Genomic DNA, 22,010 nt, shown 5'->3' with positions numbered 1-22,010 from the left:
CCGGATCGGCTGCTTGGTGCCGGGAAGGAGCTCCTCGAGCGCCCTCCAGAAGCCAAGCGCGCCGTCGCCGACGGCAATCGCGGGCGCGATCTTCAGGCCACGCCGCTTCACGTCGACCAGCAACTCGCGCCAGCTCTGCGCGCTCTCGCGAACGCCGGTCTGGAAACCGACGAGTTCTTTCCTGCCCTCGGGCGTGGCGCCGATCAGGACCAGCATGCATTCGGCATGGTCTTCCATGCGCGCCTGCAGGTAGACCCCGTCCGCCCACACATAGACATAGCGCCGTGCCGAAAGATCGCGCTTTTGCCAACGCTCGTAATCGGTGGTCCACTCTGCCGTCAGCCGCGTGATCACCGAGGGTGACAGGTTCGGCGCGTCCTTGCCCACAAGCGCGCCTCAGTGCTTCCTGGAAATCCCCTGTCGAAACGCCGCGCAGCTAGAGAACGGGAAGAGCGCATCCAGACTGCGCGTCCGACGCGCCCATTTCGGCAGGATCGATGAGGAAAACCGGACCCGGTCCGCTTCGCCGTTCGCGCCGCGATCCCGGACCTTCACCCGGCTGCCAGGCACCGGCCCGATCCCCGTCTGGATGCTCCGCTCCGGGGCGTGACCATGCCGGACAATCCGGTCACGACCATCGGCAAGCTTGAGATCCTTCATCTCGGCAAGAAACGCCTCGGCTTCCATCTCGATCGCCTGCGCCAGCAATTTGCGCGCGCCAGCTCGAAGCACATCCGTCAGGGGATCATCGATATCGTCAGGCTGACGAAGGCGAACAATGTTGATAGTCTCATTCATGGCGTATCGCTCTCCTTGAGAGGTTCTGGCAGGCTTCATCACCCGCCTCGATACGCCGCTCTCCTCAAACCGTCATCACCCAGTTTCAGCCATACTCCCGCACCTCTGGCAGGACTCGCTCCCTCGCCCGCCAATCAGGGCAGTGGAAAGGCAGAAGCTTCATCCATCCATCATATGGATGCTTAACCATCCGAAAAATAGATTTGTCCCATTCGCTTCTCGAAAGCTAACCCATCCTAGCCATCGAATCAGAAGGCTCTGGAGGGCGATGCTGGTCTGACAGCGATGACCGTCGGAAAGAGGGTACGATACTGCGACGAGTTGCGCGACTTCTGCCGTCACCGCGGTGTGACATGGCCGACGGTGACCGGTCCTACCTTAATAGGAGATGAAGTGCGGACTCTGCTCGTTGACCATCATGCAGATCTTGCGCACGCGCTGCGAGTTGCGCTCGGGCATAGCGGTTTCGCCGTCGATGTGGTTGGGACCCTGGAACAGGCGTCGAGTGCATTTTGTTGCGCGAGCTACGAGATTCTCCTGCTTGAGTTGGCTCTGCCAGACGGCGATGGCTTGGGGTGGCTGAGACAGCTAAGGAACAACGGGCATTCAGTTCCTGCCGTCGTTATGAGTAGCCTCAACGATCTTGAGAAGCGAATTGCGATTTTCAACGGTGGAGCGGACGATTTTCTGCTCAAGCCCGTCTCCACCGATGAGCTGATCGCCAGAATGAGAGCCATTTGGCGCCGCGCGACACAGATGACCGACCCCATTGTCGTATTTGGCAATCTCAACTTCGATCCGATCGGTCGACAGGTTTCGGTTGCCGGTCATCCCCTGATCATTGCACGCCGCGAAGTATGTATTTTGGAGCATCTGTTAAATCGTGCAGGCCGCATCGTGCCGCGTGCGCAGCTGGAAGATCATCTTTATTCGTTCAACGACGAAGTATCTGGCAACGCGCTTGAAGTCGGAATCTATCGCTTACGTGGACACCTGAGTAGGTCAGGTGCAACCGTGCGGATCAAGACAGTGCGTGGCATAGGCTACATTCTTGAACTGACCGACACGGCAGCCGCATAGTTGGTCGAATTTGAAAGAAAAGCCTGTGAAAATCGTTCCAACTCGCCGGTCTAGCACCAATCGGCAGCCGATTCTAATCGGCGGCCCGAGACCTTCGGTTCCCCCTTACGTGGGCCATCTCCTCTGCGCGCTCATTTTGTTATCTCCAGTTTCTGTGGCGGCCAAAGACAAGCAGGATGACAGAGCGCCGCGTGCCGCTGCCAATAGCATCAAGGACACGCTGAATCTCTCCTCCTCGCTTGGCAAGACAGTTCATTTGCCGGCGCCAGCCGCCACCATCTTCGTTGCCGACCCGACGATCGCGGACTTTCAGACACCCTCGAACCAAACCATCTTCGTGTTTGGCAAGAACTCCGGGCAGACCAGCCTGTTCGCCTTGGACGACAACGGCGAGGCTCTGGCCGAGTTGCGTATTGTCGTCACCCAACCGATCGAGGAATTGCGCGCCATGTTGAAGGATCAGGTCGGCGACTATTCAATCGAGGTCAGCTATACGCCGCGCGGCGCGATCCTTAGCGGTACGGCGCCCGATGCGGAGGTCGCCGATACCGCAAAAAGGGTCACTGAGCAATATCTCGGTGACGGTGCGCAAGTCGTCAATAACATCAAGGTCGCTGGGTCCTTACAAGTTAATCTTAGTGTACGCGTAGCGGAGGTCTCCCGTAGCGCCATGAAGGCACTCGGCGTCAACCTGTCCGCCTTCGGTCAAATCGACAATTTCAGAGTGGGCTTGTTAAGCGGCGGAGGCGCTGGCTCTGGTGCAGCGCAGGGCGGCGGGACAGCAGAAATCGGATTTAACAATGGTGCCGTCAACATCGGCGCGGTTCTCGACGCGCTCGCCAAGGAACACATAGCTTCCGTGTTGGCTGAGCCGAATCTTACCGCGATGTCCGGTGAAACTGCCAGCTTTCTGGCTGGCGGCGAATTTCCCATCCCTGTCCTGCAGGAAAACGGGCAAGTGTCGGTTGAATTCCGCCACTTCGGCGTCAGCCTGGAATTCGTACCGACCGTTCTTAGCAACAATCAAATCAACATTCGCGTAAAGCCGGAAGTCAGTGACCTAACGTCCCAGGGCGCCGTTCAAGTCAACGGTATCTCCGTGCCGGCAGTTTCCACGCGCCGAGCCGACACAGTCGTCGAACTCGCCAGTGGGCAGAGCTTTGCGATTGGCGGTCTCATCAGGCGCAACGTCAACAATAATGTCACTGCCTTTCCCTGGCTCGGTGAAATGCCGATCCTTGGCGCGCTGTTTCGTTCCTCCTCGTTTCAAAAGGAAGAATCAGAACTGATAATTCTGGTTACGCCTTACATCGTAAGACCAGGCTCCAGCCCCAACCAGATGAGCACACCCACGGAGCGGATGGCGCCGACTTTGGACGGGGGCGGCACTCCTACCAATTCGCCGGCAAGTCCGCCGCGAGGTCGCGCTGCTGCCCCCACCGGCTCGCCAGGGGCCAAGGCCGGTCTCGGCTTCATCATCAAATAGTGTAACCGAATGACTTTGCGGACCGTAGTTCTCCTGATCACTCTGACGACCAGCGTAAGTGGCTGCACAAGCACTGCGCCGATCTATGTCGAGCCATCGGCGCCAATTCTTATCCAACAGGAGACCACCGTCCTGATCTTAGAGAGCCTTCGCGCTTCCGAACGGCAGCGTTTGCGTGTTTTCCTCAAGAAAGCCAGTCGCGGCCGGCGCGATGCCCTTCACCTCCTTATCAGCGGGTCGTCCCGGCTCAGCGCAGAGGCAGTCCATCAGGCCAGGCAAATGGCCATTGACGCTCACAACATCCATTTGCTCGATCAACACGAAGCCGGCGCGGTACGAATAGAGGCGATAGTCTATCATGCCCGCCCGCCCGTCTGTCCGCCGTATTCCGGTCGTTTACTCGAAAACAAATCGTTCGAACAGATGCTTGGCTGTTCGACACAACGCAATCTAGCAGTAATGGTGAACGACCCACGCGATTTGCTCGACAATAAGGCTGTCGTGCCAGGCGATGGCGATCGTGCGGCCATCCCCGTTAGCACATACAGGACATTCGCGACGGGCAAAGGTGGCTGACATGGCTCTATTCTTAGAGACAATTCGGCAACGGGTCCGGTGCAGTCAAGTCCAGGAGAGACGCAGCGAACGTTCGGCAACACACTGTATCGCCCGATTGAGGGCAGTTCATTCCGACTGCGTGATACCAATGAGAGCGTGAGAGCGCTGGTTCCATCGCTTCTTCTGAGGCCACGCCAAGCTTCATGCTTCGGTCTGGTCAGCGCGATGTCTGCCATCGGGATGCTGGTCCAGTGCGATAACCGATTTGCCCATCTCGTAAGAGTGCGCGACCGGAAGGCAAGCGACAGTCCTAGCCACCGCATCATCGGGACCGCGTCCGGTAGGGACCTCAAAGGCTGCGGTCATGCAGTGATCAGTTGAGCGCTCCTGTAAGTATTGATCTGTCATGCTCCAGCGGTCTTCAACGAAGATCCTATGCCGAAGCAGATCGGCAGAGACGCGCAGCCTCCGCCTCATCGGGTTCAAGAGCAGAACGAGTCTCTGCAGCCGGCAGGATCCGATGGCAACGAATCAGGCGGGGCGACATGATCAACCCCACCAGGCGATCCCGAATCTTCTGGTAAAAATATGGTCTCTTCACGCGTCACTGTGACCGGTCTTTTGGCATATCTCTTTGCACCCGAGTCCAGTCGAGACCGCCACCAGAAGGGCGAGCTCCTCGCGCGCCAGCCGACTCGAGCCGCCGGGGGTCGGTGGCCAGGTGAGACGCCCCGATTCCGGTCATTTCGAGACCAGAACCATGCCGCCCGCGAAGACTGGGACGGACTATCGGACGGAGCGAAAGCCGCTATTTCCGGCACGCGTCCCGGAACTGGCGGCAGCAGCGCCAACTAGGGAATTTTCGATGCCCACAACAGGGTATATTCATCGCCCGATGACAGAGCCCGGCAACTGATCAACTATCCGACACAGTGCCGAGCCATTGGATCTGCTAACGCGCGCTCTGACGATATATGTTCCTGCTTGATCGAGATAGGTGCCCCTCCCCTCTGTACGGCGCTCCCGATGGATCATCCAGCTCCAACGCTCCAACAACCCTCTTAGACGAGCACAACGGACACGAGCGCTGAGCGGCGTCCTTCATTGGCAGCGCGTGAAGCGACGGCTACGGCTCGAGTGGCAAGCGATCTTGATCTTGGTCATTGTACCGAAAGGTGGCGTGGCAGCGTCAAGGCGAAAGCCGCCAACCTACGTCGAAAAGTTCGGCGAGAGGCGATGCGAAACCGGCTGCCGTGAGGCAGCAAAGGCGCGTGTCGCCTGCTCCACCGACTTATCTGGAGGTGCGCCGCGGCGGGCGCATCGTCTCGGTCGCCCTCGTCATCGCGCGGCGCCTCGGAGGCCGAGCCGATCTGGACGGAGTTCCTGCGCAAGCTCACGCAGCGCGGCCTGCGCGGGGTCAAGCTCGTCATCTCCGATAGGTCTGAAGGCGGCCGTGACCAAGGTGCTCTAGCCACATGGCAGCGCTGCCGGGTGGCGTCCACTTCATGAGGAACGTGCTGGCGCACGCCGCAAGAGTGGCCGCCGCGTCGTCCCGGCCTTCATCGCCACCGCCTTCGCCCAGGAGACGCCGGAGGCCGCAAGCACGCAATGGCGCGTCGTCGCTAGGCTCGCCGCCGAACCGGCGTGGTCGGCATCTTCCCGAACGACAACGCCATCGTCCGCCTCGTCGGCGCGCTGCTGCTCGAGCAGAACGATGACTGGGCCGTGCAGCGGGCCCGATACATGACCATTGAGACCATCAGCAGATGAGCGATGATCGGCTATCAGCCTGCCAGCCGTGGCGCGCTGAGCAGCCCGGCTTCCTGCCGGAGAGCGCGGCGACCAACGCCGTCAGCTACACCAATTCCTGAGTCACGATCCTGGGACGCCCTGGGCGCCGCCCACTCGAAGACTTCGTCTCAGACTCCGACATTATTGCACGCATCAAAGCGAAATCTCCGCGGTAACAATCGGACGCTTACCCTTGAGCGCATGCTTCGCATAGAGCGCATCCAGCCAGCCGGGCAGCGCCGAATGGTCCGCCAGGCCTCTGAGCGTGCCTTGCCCAGAAATGGCTGCGCGCCGAAATAATCCGTCGGCCATTTCCCCTGCGCATGATTACCTTTGGCTTCCGATCGGGAAACTTGCGGAAGGTGATCCTGGAGGAGTGCCGCTCGCGCACCGACATCAATCCGCGGGCGGTTCTGGATGAGGAGGTCGAGTCGGCGCTCTGGCAGAACCAGCCCGATCGCATTGCGGTTATCAGCTGGATGCAGGAGATGGGAAGCTGAAGCACCGAGCGGCGCCGTCATGGTGCCGCCCGCCCGGGGTCGAAACGAGTTTGGGCCTGCCTGCCCTCACCGCAAAGGTGGGCGTGCAGGGCGGTCAGGCAAGCATTCGCGCTCTTGAGATCCCGTTGGTGCTGCGGGGCAATCGTGAGATCGGCAAGCTTATAGATGGGATTGCTCGCGTGCATCAGGTCTGTGATGGTCTGGTCTTGGTCGGCGGTTTGCATCTTCGGACCCTTGTGTCTCAGGTTCCGCCTGATCACGTCCCCGCTGGTATTGAGCCAGATCGAGACCGCCTTCTCGCCAACATGATGCCGGACTTCCTCGCTCATGAATGCTTCACCACCGGTTGCGAGCACCGCCGGCCCTTGTTCGAGCGACTGCCTGATCTCGTTCACCTCAAGATTGCTGAAATGCGCCTCGCCATCCTCGGCGACAATCTTAGCTTTGGACTTGCCGGTCTTCGCCTCGATTTCCCTATCGGAATCGACAAACCTCAGCCCTAGTCTTTTGGCGAGTGCACGGCCCAAACTGGATTTCCCGGCGCCCTTCATGCCGACGAGCACTATCGATCGCGCGTCCAGGGCGCCAAGAATCTCTGTTGCGAGCGGGGAGTGCTCCGTGCGTCGTGGCGGGGCCACTTGCAACCGACGAGCTAGGCTGGCACCAACTGTGCTATCCGCGTCGGCTTCCCAGTGGGGAATCCCTATTGCCCCGTCGGGGATGACAACCTTGTTGCAGGCCTGTCGCACGCGCTCCAAGAGTTGCTCGGCTATGGACTTATCCAGGGGCTCACGGCTCTCTCGCTGCAGCTCCTGCAGCTTCTGCAGCTCCTTGTACGCGTCGTGATTGTCGATCTTGGCCTTGTAGCTGTCTGCCGTGTGGAACTCCACCTCGAAGTGGTAGCCGCCCGGCGTGGCGAGCACAGTCTTGATGCCGACGAAGGTCGGCGATCGCGTCCTGAACCAGTTGGTCGTGCTGACCTCGGCATAGCCGCTCTCGTCGAAGGCCAGAATGGCTTTCTTGAAGGCATGTGTAAAATCCCTATCAGGGAGTTGGAAGACGTGTCGTACAGCGTTGCTGATCAGCTGGGCGCCGGCCTCAAACGAGGCCTCCATGCCGATGAGCTGGTCGGTCATCGAGCTTTCCGATCTCAAGCGCTGAGCGAGATGGGGCATCTCCACCTTGATATCGGCTCTCCTGAGTGCCTCGGCAACCGAGATTGCCGTCGGGGTGATGTCCTTCTCTTCGGCTTGGGCGCGGGAAGCCTCCACTTGGGCGCGCTGTGCGGCCTGCTCGCGAGTCAATGTGATTGTCATTGCGGAATCATCGGCAGCAAGTCCTCGGCGCGAGGTTTCGGGCAGAATGCCTCGCTGCGAAGCAAGTTTGATCGAGGCTTGCATGATTGAAGCCGCCAGCGTCGGATTGTTCTTCAGATCCTGCAATGTCGCTTCGACATCGAACCGACCCTGGTTGAGGATAGCCGCAATGCTCTTGGTGTAAGGCACCGATTTCAACCCTGGTATCTGTTGCAGCAGGCGCCCAAGGTACCTGCTCTTGAACATAAAGCTGTGGGCGCCAGTGTCGGATTTATAGGCGTCAGTTCCGACCTTAATACCGAGACTCATAAGATTGTTTGCACTTTGCACGAGGTCGTGCGGATTGTAACCATCCGGGCGCGGGTCGATGCGCGCAGGGTAACGGTCGACGAGGAGTTGGACGCGATCGCGCGGCTTGGCCGTTGCCGAATAGGTCTCCGCCAGTTCCGGGAACAGCTCGCAGAGCGCTTGGCTCATGGCGAGCGGTGCCTCGCTCACGCCGGCGATGGTTTCGGGCAGGAGTTGTTCGGGCAGGAGTTGCTCATCCAGCCTCGCGGCCCACGCCTCGAGCTCGGCGAGGAGCAACTCGGCCATCTCGCGTGCGACCGGATGGTCTGCCAGCTCGATCTCGTGCCGCGCCTTCTCGAGTTTGTCCTGGACGTCCGCAGCACTGACCTGTTCCTGCTCCAACAGGCCTCGGATGTCTCGCTTGAGCTCTTGGTGAAGACCTTCGTAGGTGCCGAAGATGGCACGCTCGGCAAACCACTGTCGGCCTTCGTGGGATTGAGCCAAAAAGTTTCGCTGCAGGCCGGTATAGATTTCTAGAACATTGCGCGTGGCGGAGAGGATCTGGCTGGCGCGTCCGAACTTGTAGCGACCGTCCTCAATCGCCGGGGTATGCGACTTTGGCGGCTTGAGCGAGCGCAGTCCGCGAGCTTGCTCCTCTTGATCGAATTGCCTGACATGCTCATAAAGCTGCGGCCGGTCGCCGAGGATGACGACGGTGTCGCCGTCGAAGTCGCCGTCAAGCTTTTTCTGCTCACCGGTGGGGACGGCAACCAGCGAACCCGGGGCAAACACCTCGGTCGCCTGCAGGATGCCGAGGCACTCGAGCGGCGTGTTCACCTTGACGCGGTCCTTGCTCGAGGTCCAGTTCGAATGGCACTTGACGTCCTCGGCAGACATCACCAGCCCACGGTCGGCGTAGGCGGCCGGCCACATCTTATCCGGCACAACGATCAGAATGCCTTTGGCAAAAAAGGTCGGATCGTCGGCCGCCAGTTGCGTCCCCGACTTCTGGGCGACATTGAAGCTGTATTGGATGGCCGTGCAGTTGTCGAGAAACACAGCGGTGGGGTCCGCCTCGACCGCCGACTTTACTCGCTCGGCGGCAAATGGGCGCAGGTTCGGCTTGTCATAGGGCGAGCGTCCGATCAGCACCCCGCTCGTCCCCGTCAACGTCTCGCTCTTGAGCGTCGGCACATGGAGACACTCATCACTGGAGGGTATGGCAACCGCGAGGGGGCCGTCCATATGTCCGGCGGTCACGGTGCGAAACAGATCTTCAGCCGACAGCTCTTGCCCTTGTCGGCTCTCGAGCCAGGTCATGGCTTTCTCTTGCGCCTCGTCCGCCACCGGCCCGCTGCGCGGATAGTGTTGCAGCGCCGATGCAGGAACGGACGATCTTCGTCCCTCAGCAAAGGCAGGCACCCTGTCAGGACCTTCCTGCTCCCCGGCGCGACGAACAGCCGGCATACGCTCGGCCAGCGAGGCCCTGATGAAGCCGCAGCCGTCATGCGGTCGCAAGGCGATCGGGCCTGCCGGCCCAGTTAGCCTGAAGGGATGCTCCTGGTTGGAGGGGCGATCCGGCAGCAGCGACAGTTTGAAGGCGCCCTCCAGCGCGTAGTCATGAACCCCCAGGCCCTTGATTGCCGGCGGCGCGGCAAAACCCCTGCGCTGAGTGTAATAATAGGCCTCCTTGAAAGGGGCCCAGGCACGCGACAGCTGCTCGAAGGCCGTGCCCGGTGCGGTATCGGCATAGGGAATCGCTAGCAGCTTTCCCCCGGAAGGCTTTGCTGGCTCGCCTGGAGCACGGGCCGCAATCTGAGACACGGTCAATCGCGGGGGCTTTAGCTTGCTGCCGCCGAACAGGTCCATGCGGTATGGCACACCGTTGACGTTCACCGTACGCGCCAGCATGAAGGCGCTCGGGGTTCCTGGTAGCTGCACCGCGACGACCGGCAAAGCTCCCGAGGTCAGGCGATGAAAAATCGAATACCGTCTCTCCGGCTCCGTGGCCAATTGCCGGCCGTGCATGTCCACCACCGGCAACTGCATCAGTCCCGCCTCACCCTGTGGCGGTCTGGGCTCGTGATCCATGGTTCGCAAGACCTGATGCACGTCGAAAACCGACGCAGGATGTTGGGCCTGGATCGCCGCCGCATCCTGCTCCATGAATAAGTCCAGCGCATCCACTGGACTGTCCGCCTCGATCTGCGCGATCAGGTTCCAGCTCATGCTGGAAAGGTCGCTTTCAATGAGGCCGCGCGTGCTGTCCAGGATCTGCTTGGTCTTGCGCTCCAGCTCTTGCTGCCTCACCCGCAAATCGGACCTCTTGCCCTCGACATACGGTGGCCTGAACAATCTCTCCAGGACCGCACGGGCTTTGAGCGTCTGATAGATCGATAAAGCGGGGCAGCGGCTCGCGACCGGTCCACGGGTCCGTTCGGCATCGCTTGCGTTCAGATGCGCCTCGATCTTCTGCTCGACCACGGGTTGGAGGTCGTTGAGCAGGTTGAGGGCCTGCGTGCGGTGCCAGCGCAGCGGCTTCTGCGGGCTGCGCGCCAGCGGCAGCAGAGCTGCACACAGATTGCCAATGGTTTCCAAGTTGTTGTGGGTCGTAAATTCAGGAGCTTGACGCAATTCCGAGAGCCGATTCAAGCCTGTCGGTGCGAGCAAACCGAGATCATCAGACAGCCGCGCCTTACCCAGCGCCTTGAAAATGGTTGTGATGTGCAGAACGCCAGCCTGCCCCAGGCGATCATTATCATAGTGCAGGTAGTGGGCGAGCTTGTGTAACCGATCCTTCGGCAGAGCGGTGTCCATAATGTCCCCACTATCCTCTGCCCTCATGATCATTCGCGACAGAGCATTGGCGAGAATACTCAGGTGAGGCGCGGTGAACACACTGAATCGTTGCCCTCGAGTACCCAATGCGCGCGCGATGTCCATCGTGGCCTGCCGGCACGCCGCCTCTTCCGGCCACTTGGTGAACCCGTTCATCAAAGTCGCCACTACTAGAGGAGCGAAATCGGAGAGCTGGCGCTCACGGGCTTCCCCGGCGATTGCGATCGCGGCTTTGCGACAGTCCTCCCCATCCGGCCACTTGCTGAAGCCGTTCAACAGATTCGCCAGTCCTTGCTGGGAAAAATCAGAGAGATTGGCGCGGCGAAAGACCACACCGGCGATCGCGCGTGTTGCATCGCGACAGTCTTCAGCGTCCGGCCACTTGCTGAAACCGTTCACCAGATTAGCCAGATGCTGGTGGGCAAAATCAGAGAGCCGGGCGCCGCGGCGAAGGAGTTCACCCGCGATCGCAAGCGTCGCCTCGCGACATTCCGGCGCTTCCGGCCATTTGCTGAAACCATTCACCAGATTTGCCAGCTCCAGCGGATCAACCCTAGAGAGCAAGGAGGCGCGGCGAGAGACCTCATGCGCGATTGCGATTGTGCCCTGCTGAGACTCCGCCTGATCTGGCCACTTGCTGAAGCCGTTCACCAGGGTCGCTAGCCCCTGCGAAGTAAAAAGCCGGATGTTGCGTTTAAGAGCCTCCCGTCCGATTGCGACTGTGGCGTCGCGACAGTCGGGTGCTTCCGGCCATTTGCTGAAACCATTCACCAGATTAGCCAAGTGCTGGTGGGTAAAATCAGAGAGCCGGGCGCCGTGGCGAAGCAGCTCGTCGGCGATTGCGACCGTGGCGTCGCGACAGTCCGGCACTTCCGGCCATTTGCTGAAACCGTTCACCATGTTCGCTAGCCCCTGCGGAGCACAGTCAAAGAGCTGGCGGCCACAGATTTCGTTGGCGATCGCGACCGCGGCGTCGCGACAGTTCGGCGCTTCCCGCCACTTGCTGAAACCGTTCACCAAATTAGCCAGGTCTTGGTGATTAAAGTCCTTGATCCGGGCGCCGCGAAGGACCTCGCTTGCGATCGCGCCGGTGGCTTGGCGAGATGCCGCCGCTTGCGGCCACTTGCTGAAACCGTTGACCAGGTTCGCCAATTCGTGCGGAGCAAAATCGGAGAGCTGGCGCTGGCGGATTTCCTCCGCGATTGTGACTGTCGCCTCGCGACAACCCGCCCCGGTCGGCCACTTGCTGAAACCGTTCACCAGATTAGCCAGGTGCTGGCGAGTAAGATCAGAGAGCCGGGCGCGGCGGCGAACGACCTCATGCGCAATCGCGTCCGTGGCCTGCTGATTCCCCGCCTCTTCCGGCCACTTGCTGAAACCGTTCACCAGGTTCACCAAGTCCTGGCGGTTAAAATCAGCGAGTCCGAACTCGCCGCGCGCGGCGCGGCGACTGACCTCACCCGCGATCGCGACTGTGGCTTGGCGAGACGCCGCCTCTTCCGGCCACTTGCTGAACCCGTTGACCAATGTCGCCAGCACCTGCTGAGTAAGATGAGAGAACTGGTCGGCGCGGCCAAAGACCTCACCGGCGATCACGCGTGTTGCATCGCGACAGTCCGCCCCGTCCGGCCACTTGCTGAAACCATTGACCAGATTAGCCAGCTGCTGGTGAGTAAAGTCACCGAGTCGGGCGCGGCGGCGAACGACCTCGCTGGCGATCGCACCCGTGGCATGGCGAGATGCCGCAGCTTCCGGCCACTTGCTAAAGCCGTTCACCAGGTTTGCCAATCCCTGCGGATCAATCCCAGAGAGCCGGTCGACGCGGTGAATGACCTCGCTGGCTATCGCGACTGTGGCTTGCTGAGACCCCGCCTCTTCCGGCCATTTGCTAAAACCGTTCACCAGGTGCACCAAGTCCTGGGAATTAAATTCAGAGAGCCCGAACTCGCCGCGCGCGGCGCGGCGACTGACCTCACCGGCGATCGCGACTGTGACTTGGCGAGACGCCGCCTCTTCCGGCCACTTGCTGAAACCATTCACCAATGTCGCCAGCGCCTGCTGAGTAAGATGAGAGAACTGGTCGGCGCGGCTAAAGACCTCACCGGCGATCGCGCGTGTCGCATCGCGACAGTCCGTCTGTTGTGGCAACTTGCTGAAACCGTTCACTAGGTTCACCAAGTCCTGGTGATTAAAATCAGAGAGTCGGGTGCGGCGGCGAATGACCTCACTGGCGATCGCGACCGTGGCTTGATAATAGTCCGCATCGTCCGGGCATTTGCCGAACCCGTTCACTAGGTTGGCCAGCTCCTGTGGAGTAAAATGAAAGAGCCCTTGTTCGCCGGCGCGGCGAGAGAGTTCTGTGGCGATTCTGGCTGTGGCTTGGCGATAGACCGCCCCATCCGGCCATTTGCTAAAACCGTTCACCAAGTTCGCCAGGTCCTGGTGATTAAAGGCAGAGAGCCCGAACCCGCCGCGGGCGGCGCGGCGGCCGACCTCACCAGCGATCGCTCCGGTGGCTTGGCGAGACCACTCCTCTTCTGGCCACTTGCTGAAACCGTTCACAAGGTTCGCCAGCTCCTGCGGAGTAGAATCAGACAGCCGGGCACGGTGGTCACGACGGAGGACCTCACCGGCTATGGCGCCTGCGGCTTCGCGAAACGCCGCCTGTTCCGGCCATTTGCTGAAACCGTTTACAAGGTTCGTCAGCTCCTGCTGCTTAAAATCAGAGAGCCGGAAGCGCCGTTCGGCGCGACGACAGACCTCATTGGCGACGGCTTCCGTACCCTCACGAGTTTCTGGCCGCTCCGTCCACTTGCTGAAACCGTTCACCAGCAACGACAGACTTTGACTGTTCAGCGCCCCAAGTGCCCTGCCCTCATCGCGGCAAAATTCGGCGATTCTGATTGTTCCACTGCGGCATGTCCTCGACTGCGGATGCCGACCAAATGATACCGCGAAGAGCGAAAGGGCTTTGGGGTCGACTTCGCGCATTAATGCATCACGAAGCTGCGACACCCCAGCTGCCATCGCCTTGCAAGCTTCGACACCTTCCTGACCTCCGGCCGTGCGACTCACCGCGTTGCATGCGGTGGCGTAGCCCCATGACTTCCCGCGGCGGATATCGTCCTCGAAGCGTGTGACAAATTGATTTCTGAACTGGGCGGCGGCCTTCTGCACGAAGGCTGCATGGATCTCGTCGCTTGCCCCCTGCAGCCGTCTGTCATGCTCCACAACTGCGCGTGAGAATCCCACGATATCATGGGCGTAATAAATCGCGTGCAGAGCTTCGTTGGATTGTTCTTCTGAGATTGCAGTTTGCACGCTGTGCGGGGCTACATCATCCAGGCGCCGCCTTTTTGGTCGGCGCTCCAGGCCGGACACGGATTGCCTGCGCGACGAAGGAGGACGTTGTTGTGAACTCCTGGACTGATCGGCACTGCGGCCCTCGGCGCCGGAACGCGCCGAACTTTCGTCCCGACTTGTCGCGCCCCGATGCGGCAAGTCGCGAATTCCGGGCTGGCCGTCACGAGCAATAACGGAGGGATCGGCCGACGTGCGGCCCCCGACATCGCCGGCCGAAGGTGGCCTTTGAGCGGAGGACGATCCTTGTCGATCGTCAGAGCGCAAGCCCTGCACGACAGAACTGAACGTCGAGCCATCTTTTCCACTGCCATGATCTGATTCAGCACGGGACCAGCGCGTGCCTGATCCGCTGGGCGCATTCAAACGCCGGCCAACTCCCGTCAAAATCCGTCTCCTATGCTAGGCGAAAATGCGCCGATGCAAAGCTTGGCACACACGGACCGCCGCGGCGCCTCAACCGCGTTGTTTCGACACCGCAGAGCGGAGCTCCTGACGCTGCGCCGACGACGACACGTGTCCGCCACAACCAGCAAGTGCGGATCGTCATTTTTTGCATAACAGTGCGCGCCTTGGCATCTAACATATACAGCTGACGTAAACCTGACCTCGGTCAACCTGGAGTCGCATCGCGTTCACCTTATTTCGCCAGTCGTCCGGGGATTACGAAGCCCTTATCAATGTCGTCGCCAGCTGCGGCAGTGAGCGAAATCGCTATGGACAAGCTCGGCCAAGCCACGCTGATAGCACTTGACGACCAATATGGTCTGACGAGGCAAAGACGAAGGCTGGCAGGCTCGTGCCTTGTTCTCCGGACCGGTGTGACCGCCGGCGTACTTGCCGTCGATCTCTACCTCGCCCTCGAGCACCATATCGGCCCTGCGCGCGGAGATGGCCTCTGGAAGCTTCAATGCGAGGATCGTCTGGTCAATGCTCTCGGGTCATGCGGCCTATCAACCGGACCTGTCGGTGAAAGCAGCCTGACGCTCCCTGGAGAGCGAGAAGGAGATTCCACCTCGGCAATTGCAGCCAAATGGCAGGAGATGGCGAAACGCTCACCCCGTCGCTTCCCGAACCTGGTGTGTGGACCGGCACGGCTTCGGCCGATGTCTGGGGGCCGTTGAGGTGGAAGCGGGCGAAAACCCATCGAGGCTCGCGGCGCTGAACATCGAGCCGCATGAGGAAGCCGGATATACGTCAGCAGTTGTGACCATCAACCGGATTCAGCCAACCTGTTGCAATCGGGCGGGGTCCATATACGTCCACACATGCGTCAGAGTCCCCATTCCATGAAAAATCACATTCTTCATTGGCGGGCGCGTGAACCGACGGCGGCGGCTCAATTAGCTAAGCGATCTTGATCTTGGCCGGTCGTGCCGATGGTGCGGCTGCATCGCCGCGCTCCACCGGCCCATGTTGCGGGCCGGTGGAGCCTATGCCGGTGAAGCACTGGCGCCCGGGTGCCGCGCCCAACTGGTCAACATGACCGCTCTTTTCCGGGTGTTCTTTTCGAGCCGTTCTCACCTTTCACAGGCTAAGTGTGAAGACGACGTCAAGGCCGAACAATCAGCGGATTAAGACCCGGCCTGCTGCGAACTGACCGCAGGCACGCCTGCTCAATCTACGCGCGGAAAGGCAAAGGTTTCTCGCAAGGTGATCGATAGAGCGATGAAGCGTGGCGAGGAAGTCGCACATTTGTTGTCAGGCCACCTTCTGGTATATTGGCATGCCCATCTGGCTGGAGAGGCTGGCCGCTTGCACAGCTCCGGCCGCAAGGCGCGGTTCCAAGTTGTACATATGGTCGCTGGGGAGGCCCAACGCCTGCACGGCTCCGGCCGCAAGGCGCGGTTCCAGATCGTACAAATGGTCGCTGCGGAGGCCCAACGCCTGCACGGCTCCGGCCGCAAGGCGCGGTTCCAGATCGTACAAATGGTCGCTGCGGAGGCCCAACGCCTGCACGGCTCCGGCCGCAAGGCGCGGTTCCAGATCGTACAAATGGTCGCTGCGGAGGCCCAACGCCTGCACGGCTCCGGCCGCAAGGCGCGGTTCCAGATCGTACAAATGGTCGCTGGGGAGACCCGCCGCCTGCACGGCTCCGGCCGCGAGGCGCGGTTGCAGGTTGTCCACATGGTCGCTGGGGAGACCCGCCGCTTGCACGGCTCCGGCCGCGAGCCGCGGTTGCAGGTTATCCACATGGTCGCTGGGCAGGCCGGCCACTTGCACAGGTTCGGCCGCAACGCGTGCTTGCAGGTTGTGCAAATAATCTTGTGCGTAGCCTTGCGCCATGGAAATCGGGAGATCGATCCCGGCGCTGGCGGCCTCTTCCAGCGCCTTCTTCACGAGACCGTTGCGAATTGCAAGCTTGACCTGGGGGCCCGCGACAAGGCTGAGCGCCTGCGCTCCGATATTGATACCAGCTTCTAGGAGCGCCTGCTTCATATTGCCTCCTGTAATGGCTGTGCGGACAAGATTTAGCGCTTGCGCCTGGCACGCAAGCCCCATCGACACGGCATCGGCCACTTGGCCCAGGACCGGAACGAAGCTCAATAAGCCGACAGCCGTCGCAGCCCAATCAAGCACTGGCACGGCTATTTTGAGCACTTTGTCGACTGCGTGGATGAAGGCCCCGCCGTTTTTCTTGGCTGACTTGATATCAGGTTGGTCGGCCCGGCCCATCATCATGTCCGCGACGGCTTGCTGTTCCCCAGCGGTTTCGGGCGTATGGGTCTTTGGCTGCTGAACGGTGCGGTTGGCTGACGACATACCGTTGTAGAAGCGGGCAAAGTCTTTTTTGCTGATGTTGCCGGAATCGACCGTGTGTCCCCCGCCGAAGTCGAAAAACGAGTTGTGGGTTTTATAGCCCGTAATCGAATTGTTTAGTAGACTGAACAGCAGAGGATCGGAAAGCAGCTGCGAGGCGGCCTGCCGTACTTTCGGACTGAGGCTCTCGTCTTTTGCCATGCTCGCGAGCTTGTCACGAGTCAGGACACCGGTCCCAAAAAAGGCGCGCTGATTACTATTGATGGTCTTAAGTGTATTTTGCTCGTATTGCGTAAGGCTCATCGACGATGAAGCGGCCTTGAGAAAATCCTCTTTGTGGACCGAATCGCCGCACAGCGGAAGTTTGAATCCATGTGTGCTGCCCGGAAGTTTGAGTTCATGTGTGCCGTCCGATGCAAGCGGAAATTTGAAACCATGTGTGCAGCCCGATGCAAACTGCTTCCATTCATTCGAGTGGTTGACGAAGTACTGAGCCGCCGCAATGACCTGCGGCGGACATTTGCCGGTTTTTGCGCCACCTTCGACGATCTGCTTAAAACCAGCCAGACTCAGGTTCTTGGGTAGGTTTTCGGAATACCGGTAAAGCTCGCGCAATGCATCGTTCCGGGTCATGACCGACGGCTGCGTGTTTGCAGTACTGTCGGATGGGACGTAATTCTGCACGTAGCTTTGCGCCTGCTGGCCCTGAAATGCGGCAACTTGTGAGTGATGGCCAGAGAATCCAGATAAATCCTTCGCCGTGATCTTACCGCCACAGCGGCCATCGCCTTGGGAGCCGATTGCATGGAAAAGTTCTGGGGCCCGCTGCAGTCCCTCGATCGCCTCTCTCAGATCTGGTGGTGTGGAGGGATCATTGGCTTTGTCCGCCAGCGAATGCCAACTGAGAGGCATTTGGTCCTTGTGACGGTTCAGCACCGCCACGATCTGCAGTTCGGCCTGTGTCAGCAAGCCGCCGTTCCAAGTGATTCTCGAACTTGGCACGGGACCTGGGAGCAGCCCGAAGTGTTTGAGCGTGCAGTTGCCCAGCATTACTTCGAAGGCCGATGCGCTTTGCTGAGGCGGCATCAAAGCTTTCGCTAGCTGTCCGGGCGGTACGCGATTAGCGATAATGGACAATAAATCCGACATCAATATATCCTCAAACGTGATGTTGAAAATCCGCGCAAGAGCCCCTCAGGAAACTCTTGTGTGCACGTGCTTTGACAGTTCCGAACTCGGCCGGGACGAAAACCCCTGCTTTGCTTCAAATTGCCTCGTCTGCGCCAGCTCCAAGTGCAAATCCAGCACAATGGCCGGAGATATCGCTGAAGCTGCCGGCCCTCACCATGGGCGGTTGAGCTTTCGGCAAACTGACGAGTTCAGAAGAATTCACAACTTGACGTGGCCGCGGTGATGATTTGTCCCGAAGCTGCGACCGCAGATTTCATTTTTGGCGTGGCTCTGGCTTCCCGCCAACACCATCCTGCTGCGGCACATCGGACGAATAAGCGGCTTCAGGAAATCCGTTGCGGACGACCATGGTGGAGGAGCCCCGAAACAGTGTTAGGACCGATTCCCTTGGCGGCGTTTCAGGCATGCGCGCCTGTGCTTCCGCGACGAGACCGTTGAACGTCTGCTCCACGAGCGCGGTGAAGCGCGGCGGACCGGAAACCAAAACGAGGCCATCTCCCGGCGCGGGTCTCACGACGTAGCGATTATCGGAGATCTCAAGCTCGTCAAGGGCCTCCTTGAGCGCATTGAAGCGAATCGAAGTCAACACCAGCATGCGAGTTTGCGATTCTTTTGCGGATGACACGTAGAGGACAAGCCCATCGAAGTACCATTGCAGACCGTACAGGTTGGCCAAGCGGTCGAGGAACTCGCGCGGTGGCAAACCCGGCATGCTCCCGCGAATCCGTCCCTTCACCTCAGCGCTAATATTGACCCGGATATTCATGTTGTTGCCGAATTCCTGCAGCGCGGTAGAGAGATCCTGATCGAGAACCGTATACCTGTAAGGTGTCTTGGAGAGCGATAAAGGGACCCCGAGAGTTCCGTGGATTCCGGTGGCTAGAAAAAACCCCGCACACAGAAGTCTCAAAACGTGCAGGGAGACGGATTGGATGAGAGCTCTCAGCATCTCGCACTGATAAACCAAAGTCTGAAATTTTCACAAGTGACTAAGTCGCTCAGTATGACTTTTAACTGACTGCCAGACCATTAGTCAGATTGTCGTCAGCTCGGCCGCCTAGACGTCGGTCAAGCGGAAGCAATTGAGTCCTTGCATTATGATGCCTATCACGTCGATCACTGCCACCCCAACGGACTACCTGCCCAGGGCCGGCTCACCGTCGTTCAGCGAGCAGGCCCAGTTTGAGCGCGCGCTAGCGCATGCGTCCGACCCGCTGAAAAACGACGCCGCCTGGGCGCCACCGAGGGTGCCTGTTCCTCCGGCGATGGATGTTCAACGCGCGGCTACGCAGACGAGCGCCCTGGGCGATCGCGTGTTGCGGACGATTTCTTCGATGTACTCGAATAATATCGTCAGTTCGGCCGCGCCCGACCATCAGGTAGTTCTTTTGAGCGGTGCCCACCCTGGGCCGCAGCAGAAGCTACCTGCCGAAGGTGGCGCGGGAACCGGGATGTCGGCCCTTCCGCAAGGGAGGCATGATTTCGAAGCGATGATCGCTGGTCTGCGGGATCTTTACAACGGCGTCACCCAGATTGCTCTTGTTTCCAAAGGTGTCAGCGGCATCACCTCATCGGTGAATAAGCTTCTAAAGGAAGGCTGAGCCGCGGCCATGACTGGCTTAGCCGTCGAAATCATGCGTGGAAGGTCTGGTCGGCGATCGCTTCGCCTTGTCGTGCCACTTCTCGTGGCCCTTAGTGGTTGCAAGGTCGACCTCTACACGCAACTGCAGGAGCGCGAGGCGAACGAGATGCTCGCCCTTCTGATGGACAACGGGGTTGCTGCGCCAGTCCTTCAAGAACCTCGGCCAGATATTCGACGGATCAGGCCTGATTGCCTCGCCAACTGAGGAGCGTGCCCGTTACGTGTACGCACTGAGCGAAGAGCTGTCGCGCACGATCAGCGATATCGATGGAGTGTTATCGGTGCGTGTTCATGTAGTTCTGCCGCATAACGACCTTTTGCGGGCAGGCGCCACGCCGTCCTCGGCCTCGGTTTTTATCAGGCACGACGCCAAAGCAAATCTCTCTCGGTTCTGCTGCCGAAGATAAAGATGCTCGTCGCCGACAGCATCGAAGGGTTGTCAGCAGCGCGTCTTGATCCGGCGTTATCGGCTGCGACGTTGGCACAGTTGGCTAAGCGATCCGGTTAATCACGGCCTACCGACAGCGACGCTGCGCTGGCAAGCTATGGCGGCGCTCGAGGAAGTTGAGGGCGATTATGTGCTCGAGCTTACCGGCCTGTTCGGGGCGAGCTGGCCGATGAGGCTATTGGCGCGGCTTCGCAACGGCGATGTCGAGGGCGGCGTGGAGTTGTCGGCACGACACGAACTGAGTTCGGTCGCCTATTGGACGCGCGGCGCGCTCGCTGCCGCGAAAGAACGCAAGGCGGAGATGGTAGCCGCGCTTGCCGCGCTGCTCGACGATAATTCGGTCGCGAAGCGGCGTAGGGCACTGATCGCGTTCGCCGGCGTGCTCGGCGACCCGACGCTCACACCCTTTGTAACATCCGCCTGTCCCCCTGCCCGCTCGATCTGCCCGCCCGTTTCGGGGTAACAATAGAGGCGATCTCCTATGAAGCCCATCCTGCTGCCCGTCCGGCTCTTTCCATCGTCGGGCCTGCAGTGAGCGATAATTCATTTGACCCAACGCTTGGCTGCTCGACCAGAAACAATCTGGCAACCATGGTCAATGATCCGCTCGATTTGCTCGACAATCGATCGATCCCGCCAAGCAACGGCGACCGTGCCGCCCTTCCTGTTGCCAGCTATGGGACCTTTGCTGCGGGCAACAAGGGCAGTGGCGGCGATGGAGCCAGCAACAGGGTGGCCCCCGAAGCGCCTGCGGGGGCAACGCGGGATGTACAGCCGCCTCGATGATGAGCGTTTGCAATCGCAGTGCCACCACGAAGTTGATCTAGTCTGGTGGAGGCGCAGCTCGGTGGAGCAAAGCCGCCCGTACGTGCTCGCTCACCTAGTGCCATCGGACGTCTTGACCGCTGGCCGTGGCACCTCGACCAGCATTGCGCGCGCGTGACCGCGGCCGACCTTGCTCATGCGACCCTGATGTGCGGCTCCGCGGGTTCAGCGCGAAAAAGCCCATCAGATTCTGCAGGCGGTTGAACCGGCTGACGCCGCCAATCGCCGCCACAATCCCGGCGGCAACCGCGAGAATCGCGCTGGCGATCGTCATCAAATCTGTTGGCCGCGGGATCATCGATGGCGTCCTGCGCAATCTCGCGGTCGAGCGGGGTCCAGGTCTTCCGCCAGCCGCTCAAGCTCACGGACTTACCGATGGATGGCTGCTCGCTTGTCGTTCTGCAACTGTTGAGCGGCCAACTACGTCCGGCCGCCAGATCTGCGGCAGTGATCCCGTCGCCTCCAGACCGGGGAGCGTGGCGGCGTGCATCTTGTTGATCTTTATGTGAGCCTGGGCGATCGCCTTCTGCGACAGTCACTTGCGCAACGAATGGCGCCACAACCCGCGACACCGCCGTGCTGATGGCGGTTGATTCGACCACCACCCCATCACTGGCCAGCAGGGTCTTGGCATATCCCTCTCAGGCAGTCCGCGTCATATCAATGCGGCCCGCACGCCGGGGCCTGCCGTCCTCCCAAAACACCACCTCGCCGAAAGATCGATGGACGTCGATTCCAATCAGCCATCGGATCGGCACCTCCTGACCGCGGCTAACTCAGGATGGGTAAGGCTCGATCCGTAAGGTGCGAAGCGGCTTGACCGTGACATCGCGCCTGTTTCGGCAGAGCCGCCACCGCAAGCCTTTCTTCGACGGGCCGCCGCCGCCGCTGCTTCCGGGGAAAATCAATGCGGTCGACGTTGGCTCATTGTGAATTCGTCTTGACGCTAGACAGCTTCTCGACAGCTGACGGTCTTAGCATGAGGCGTGGATATCCAAAGCCGTCGAAGCGGCTCATGGCTCGAACGCAATGTGAATCGCGAGGGTTGCATGACTGATTTCGACGGCGTGTGCAAACCGCAAGGAGGGACCCGCGCCCGTAGTTTCGGCTTGGCTTGCGTCGAAGGGGA

At 60.2% G+C, this 22,010-nt stretch carries 9 protein-coding genes and 5 pseudogenes; 9 read left to right on the top strand and 5 right to left on the bottom strand.

The window, feature by feature from the left end:
* Positions 1–15: 15 nt before the first annotated feature.
* Positions 16–798 (bottom strand): annotated as a pseudogene (locus ABVK50_RS04465) (transposase); the annotation flags it as partial.
* A gap of 393 nt (positions 799–1,191) precedes the next feature.
* Between ABVK50_RS04465 and ABVK50_RS04460 the strand changes: the two are divergent.
* The 5 genes and pseudogenes from ABVK50_RS04460 (at position 1,192) to ABVK50_RS04440 (ending at position 6,213) form a co-directional block, all read left to right on the top strand.
* The gene (locus ABVK50_RS04460) at positions 1,192–1,878 is read left to right on the top strand and encodes a response regulator transcription factor (RefSeq protein WP_353642667.1); all 687 of its coding nucleotides are present in this window, start codon (positions 1,192–1,194) and stop codon (positions 1,876–1,878) included.
* Positions 1,879–1,987: 109 nt separating this feature from the next.
* Positions 1,988–3,364 carry a type II and III secretion system protein family protein gene (locus ABVK50_RS04455; protein ID WP_353642668.1) on the top strand — a complete coding sequence of 459 codons (1,377 nt, stop codon included), beginning with the start codon at positions 1,988–1,990 and terminating at the stop codon, positions 3,362–3,364.
* Positions 3,365–3,373: 9 nt separating this feature from the next.
* A complete protein-coding gene (locus ABVK50_RS04450) occupies positions 3,374–3,940 on the top strand; it encodes a CpaD family pilus assembly lipoprotein (RefSeq protein WP_353642669.1) in 567 nt (188 codons plus the stop codon).
* 1,271 nt (positions 3,941–5,211) lie between these two features.
* A pseudogene (locus ABVK50_RS04445) lies at positions 5,212–5,692 on the top strand (transposase); the annotation flags it as partial.
* 374 nt (positions 5,693–6,066) lie between these two features.
* Positions 6,067–6,213, top strand: a complete 147-nt coding sequence (locus ABVK50_RS04440; RefSeq protein ID WP_353642670.1) for a hypothetical protein — start codon at positions 6,067–6,069, stop codon at positions 6,211–6,213.
* 17 nt (positions 6,214–6,230) lie between these two features.
* Here the strand turns inward: ABVK50_RS04440 and xopAD are convergent, their stop codons facing one another.
* The 3 genes and pseudogenes from xopAD to ABVK50_RS04425 all read right to left on the bottom strand — a co-directional run bounded on the left by xopAD (position 6,231) and on the right by ABVK50_RS04425 (position 18,915).
* Positions 6,231–14,036, bottom strand: coding sequence for a XopAD/skwp family type III secretion system effector (xopAD, locus tag ABVK50_RS04435; RefSeq protein WP_353642671.1), 7,806 nt, complete (start codon positions 14,034–14,036; stop codon positions 6,231–6,233).
* A 2,184-nt stretch (positions 14,037–16,220) separates the two neighbouring features.
* Positions 16,221–17,780 (bottom strand): annotated as a pseudogene (locus tag ABVK50_RS04430) (HrpF/NolX family T3SS translocon protein); the annotation flags it as partial.
* A 439-nt stretch (positions 17,781–18,219) separates the two neighbouring features.
* Complete coding sequence (locus ABVK50_RS04425) at positions 18,220–18,915, bottom strand: secretin N-terminal domain-containing protein (protein ID WP_353642672.1); 696 nt, start codon at positions 18,913–18,915, stop codon at positions 18,220–18,222.
* Between the two features lie 148 nt (positions 18,916–19,063).
* Between ABVK50_RS04425 and ABVK50_RS04420 the strand changes: the two genes are divergently transcribed.
* The 4 genes and pseudogenes from ABVK50_RS04420 to ABVK50_RS04405 form a co-directional block, all read left to right on the top strand.
* Entirely contained in the window at positions 19,064–19,567 is a 504-nt protein-coding gene (locus tag ABVK50_RS04420; protein ID WP_353642673.1) for a nodulation protein NolB, read from the top strand.
* Between the two features lie 9 nt (positions 19,568–19,576).
* Positions 19,577–20,065, top strand: a pseudogene (locus ABVK50_RS04415) (EscJ/YscJ/HrcJ family type III secretion inner membrane ring protein); the annotation flags it as partial.
* A complete protein-coding gene (locus ABVK50_RS04410; protein ID WP_353646073.1) occupies positions 20,061–20,519 on the top strand; it encodes a hypothetical protein in 459 nt (152 codons plus the stop codon). The pseudogene ABVK50_RS04415 and the gene ABVK50_RS04410, both read left to right, overlap by 5 nt.
* Positions 20,468–20,842: pseudogene (locus ABVK50_RS04405) on the top strand (CpaD family pilus assembly lipoprotein); the annotation flags it as partial. The gene ABVK50_RS04410 and the pseudogene ABVK50_RS04405, both read left to right, overlap by 52 nt.
* Positions 20,843–20,936: 94 nt before the next feature.
* On the opposite strand, the gene ABVK50_RS04400 reads toward ABVK50_RS04405, so the two are convergent.
* Positions 20,937–21,155 (bottom strand): transposase, encoded by a 219-nt coding sequence (locus ABVK50_RS04400; protein WP_353647040.1) that lies wholly within the window; start codon positions 21,153–21,155, stop codon positions 20,937–20,939.
* Between the last annotated feature and the right edge of the window lie 855 nt (positions 21,156–22,010).

This window comes from Mesorhizobium sp. WSM2240 (assembly GCF_040438645.1).
Lineage (GTDB): Bacteria > Pseudomonadota > Alphaproteobacteria > Rhizobiales > Rhizobiaceae > Allomesorhizobium.
The sequence above is the reverse complement of the archived record's forward strand: the minus strand, read 5'-3'. Positions and strand labels throughout refer to the sequence as shown.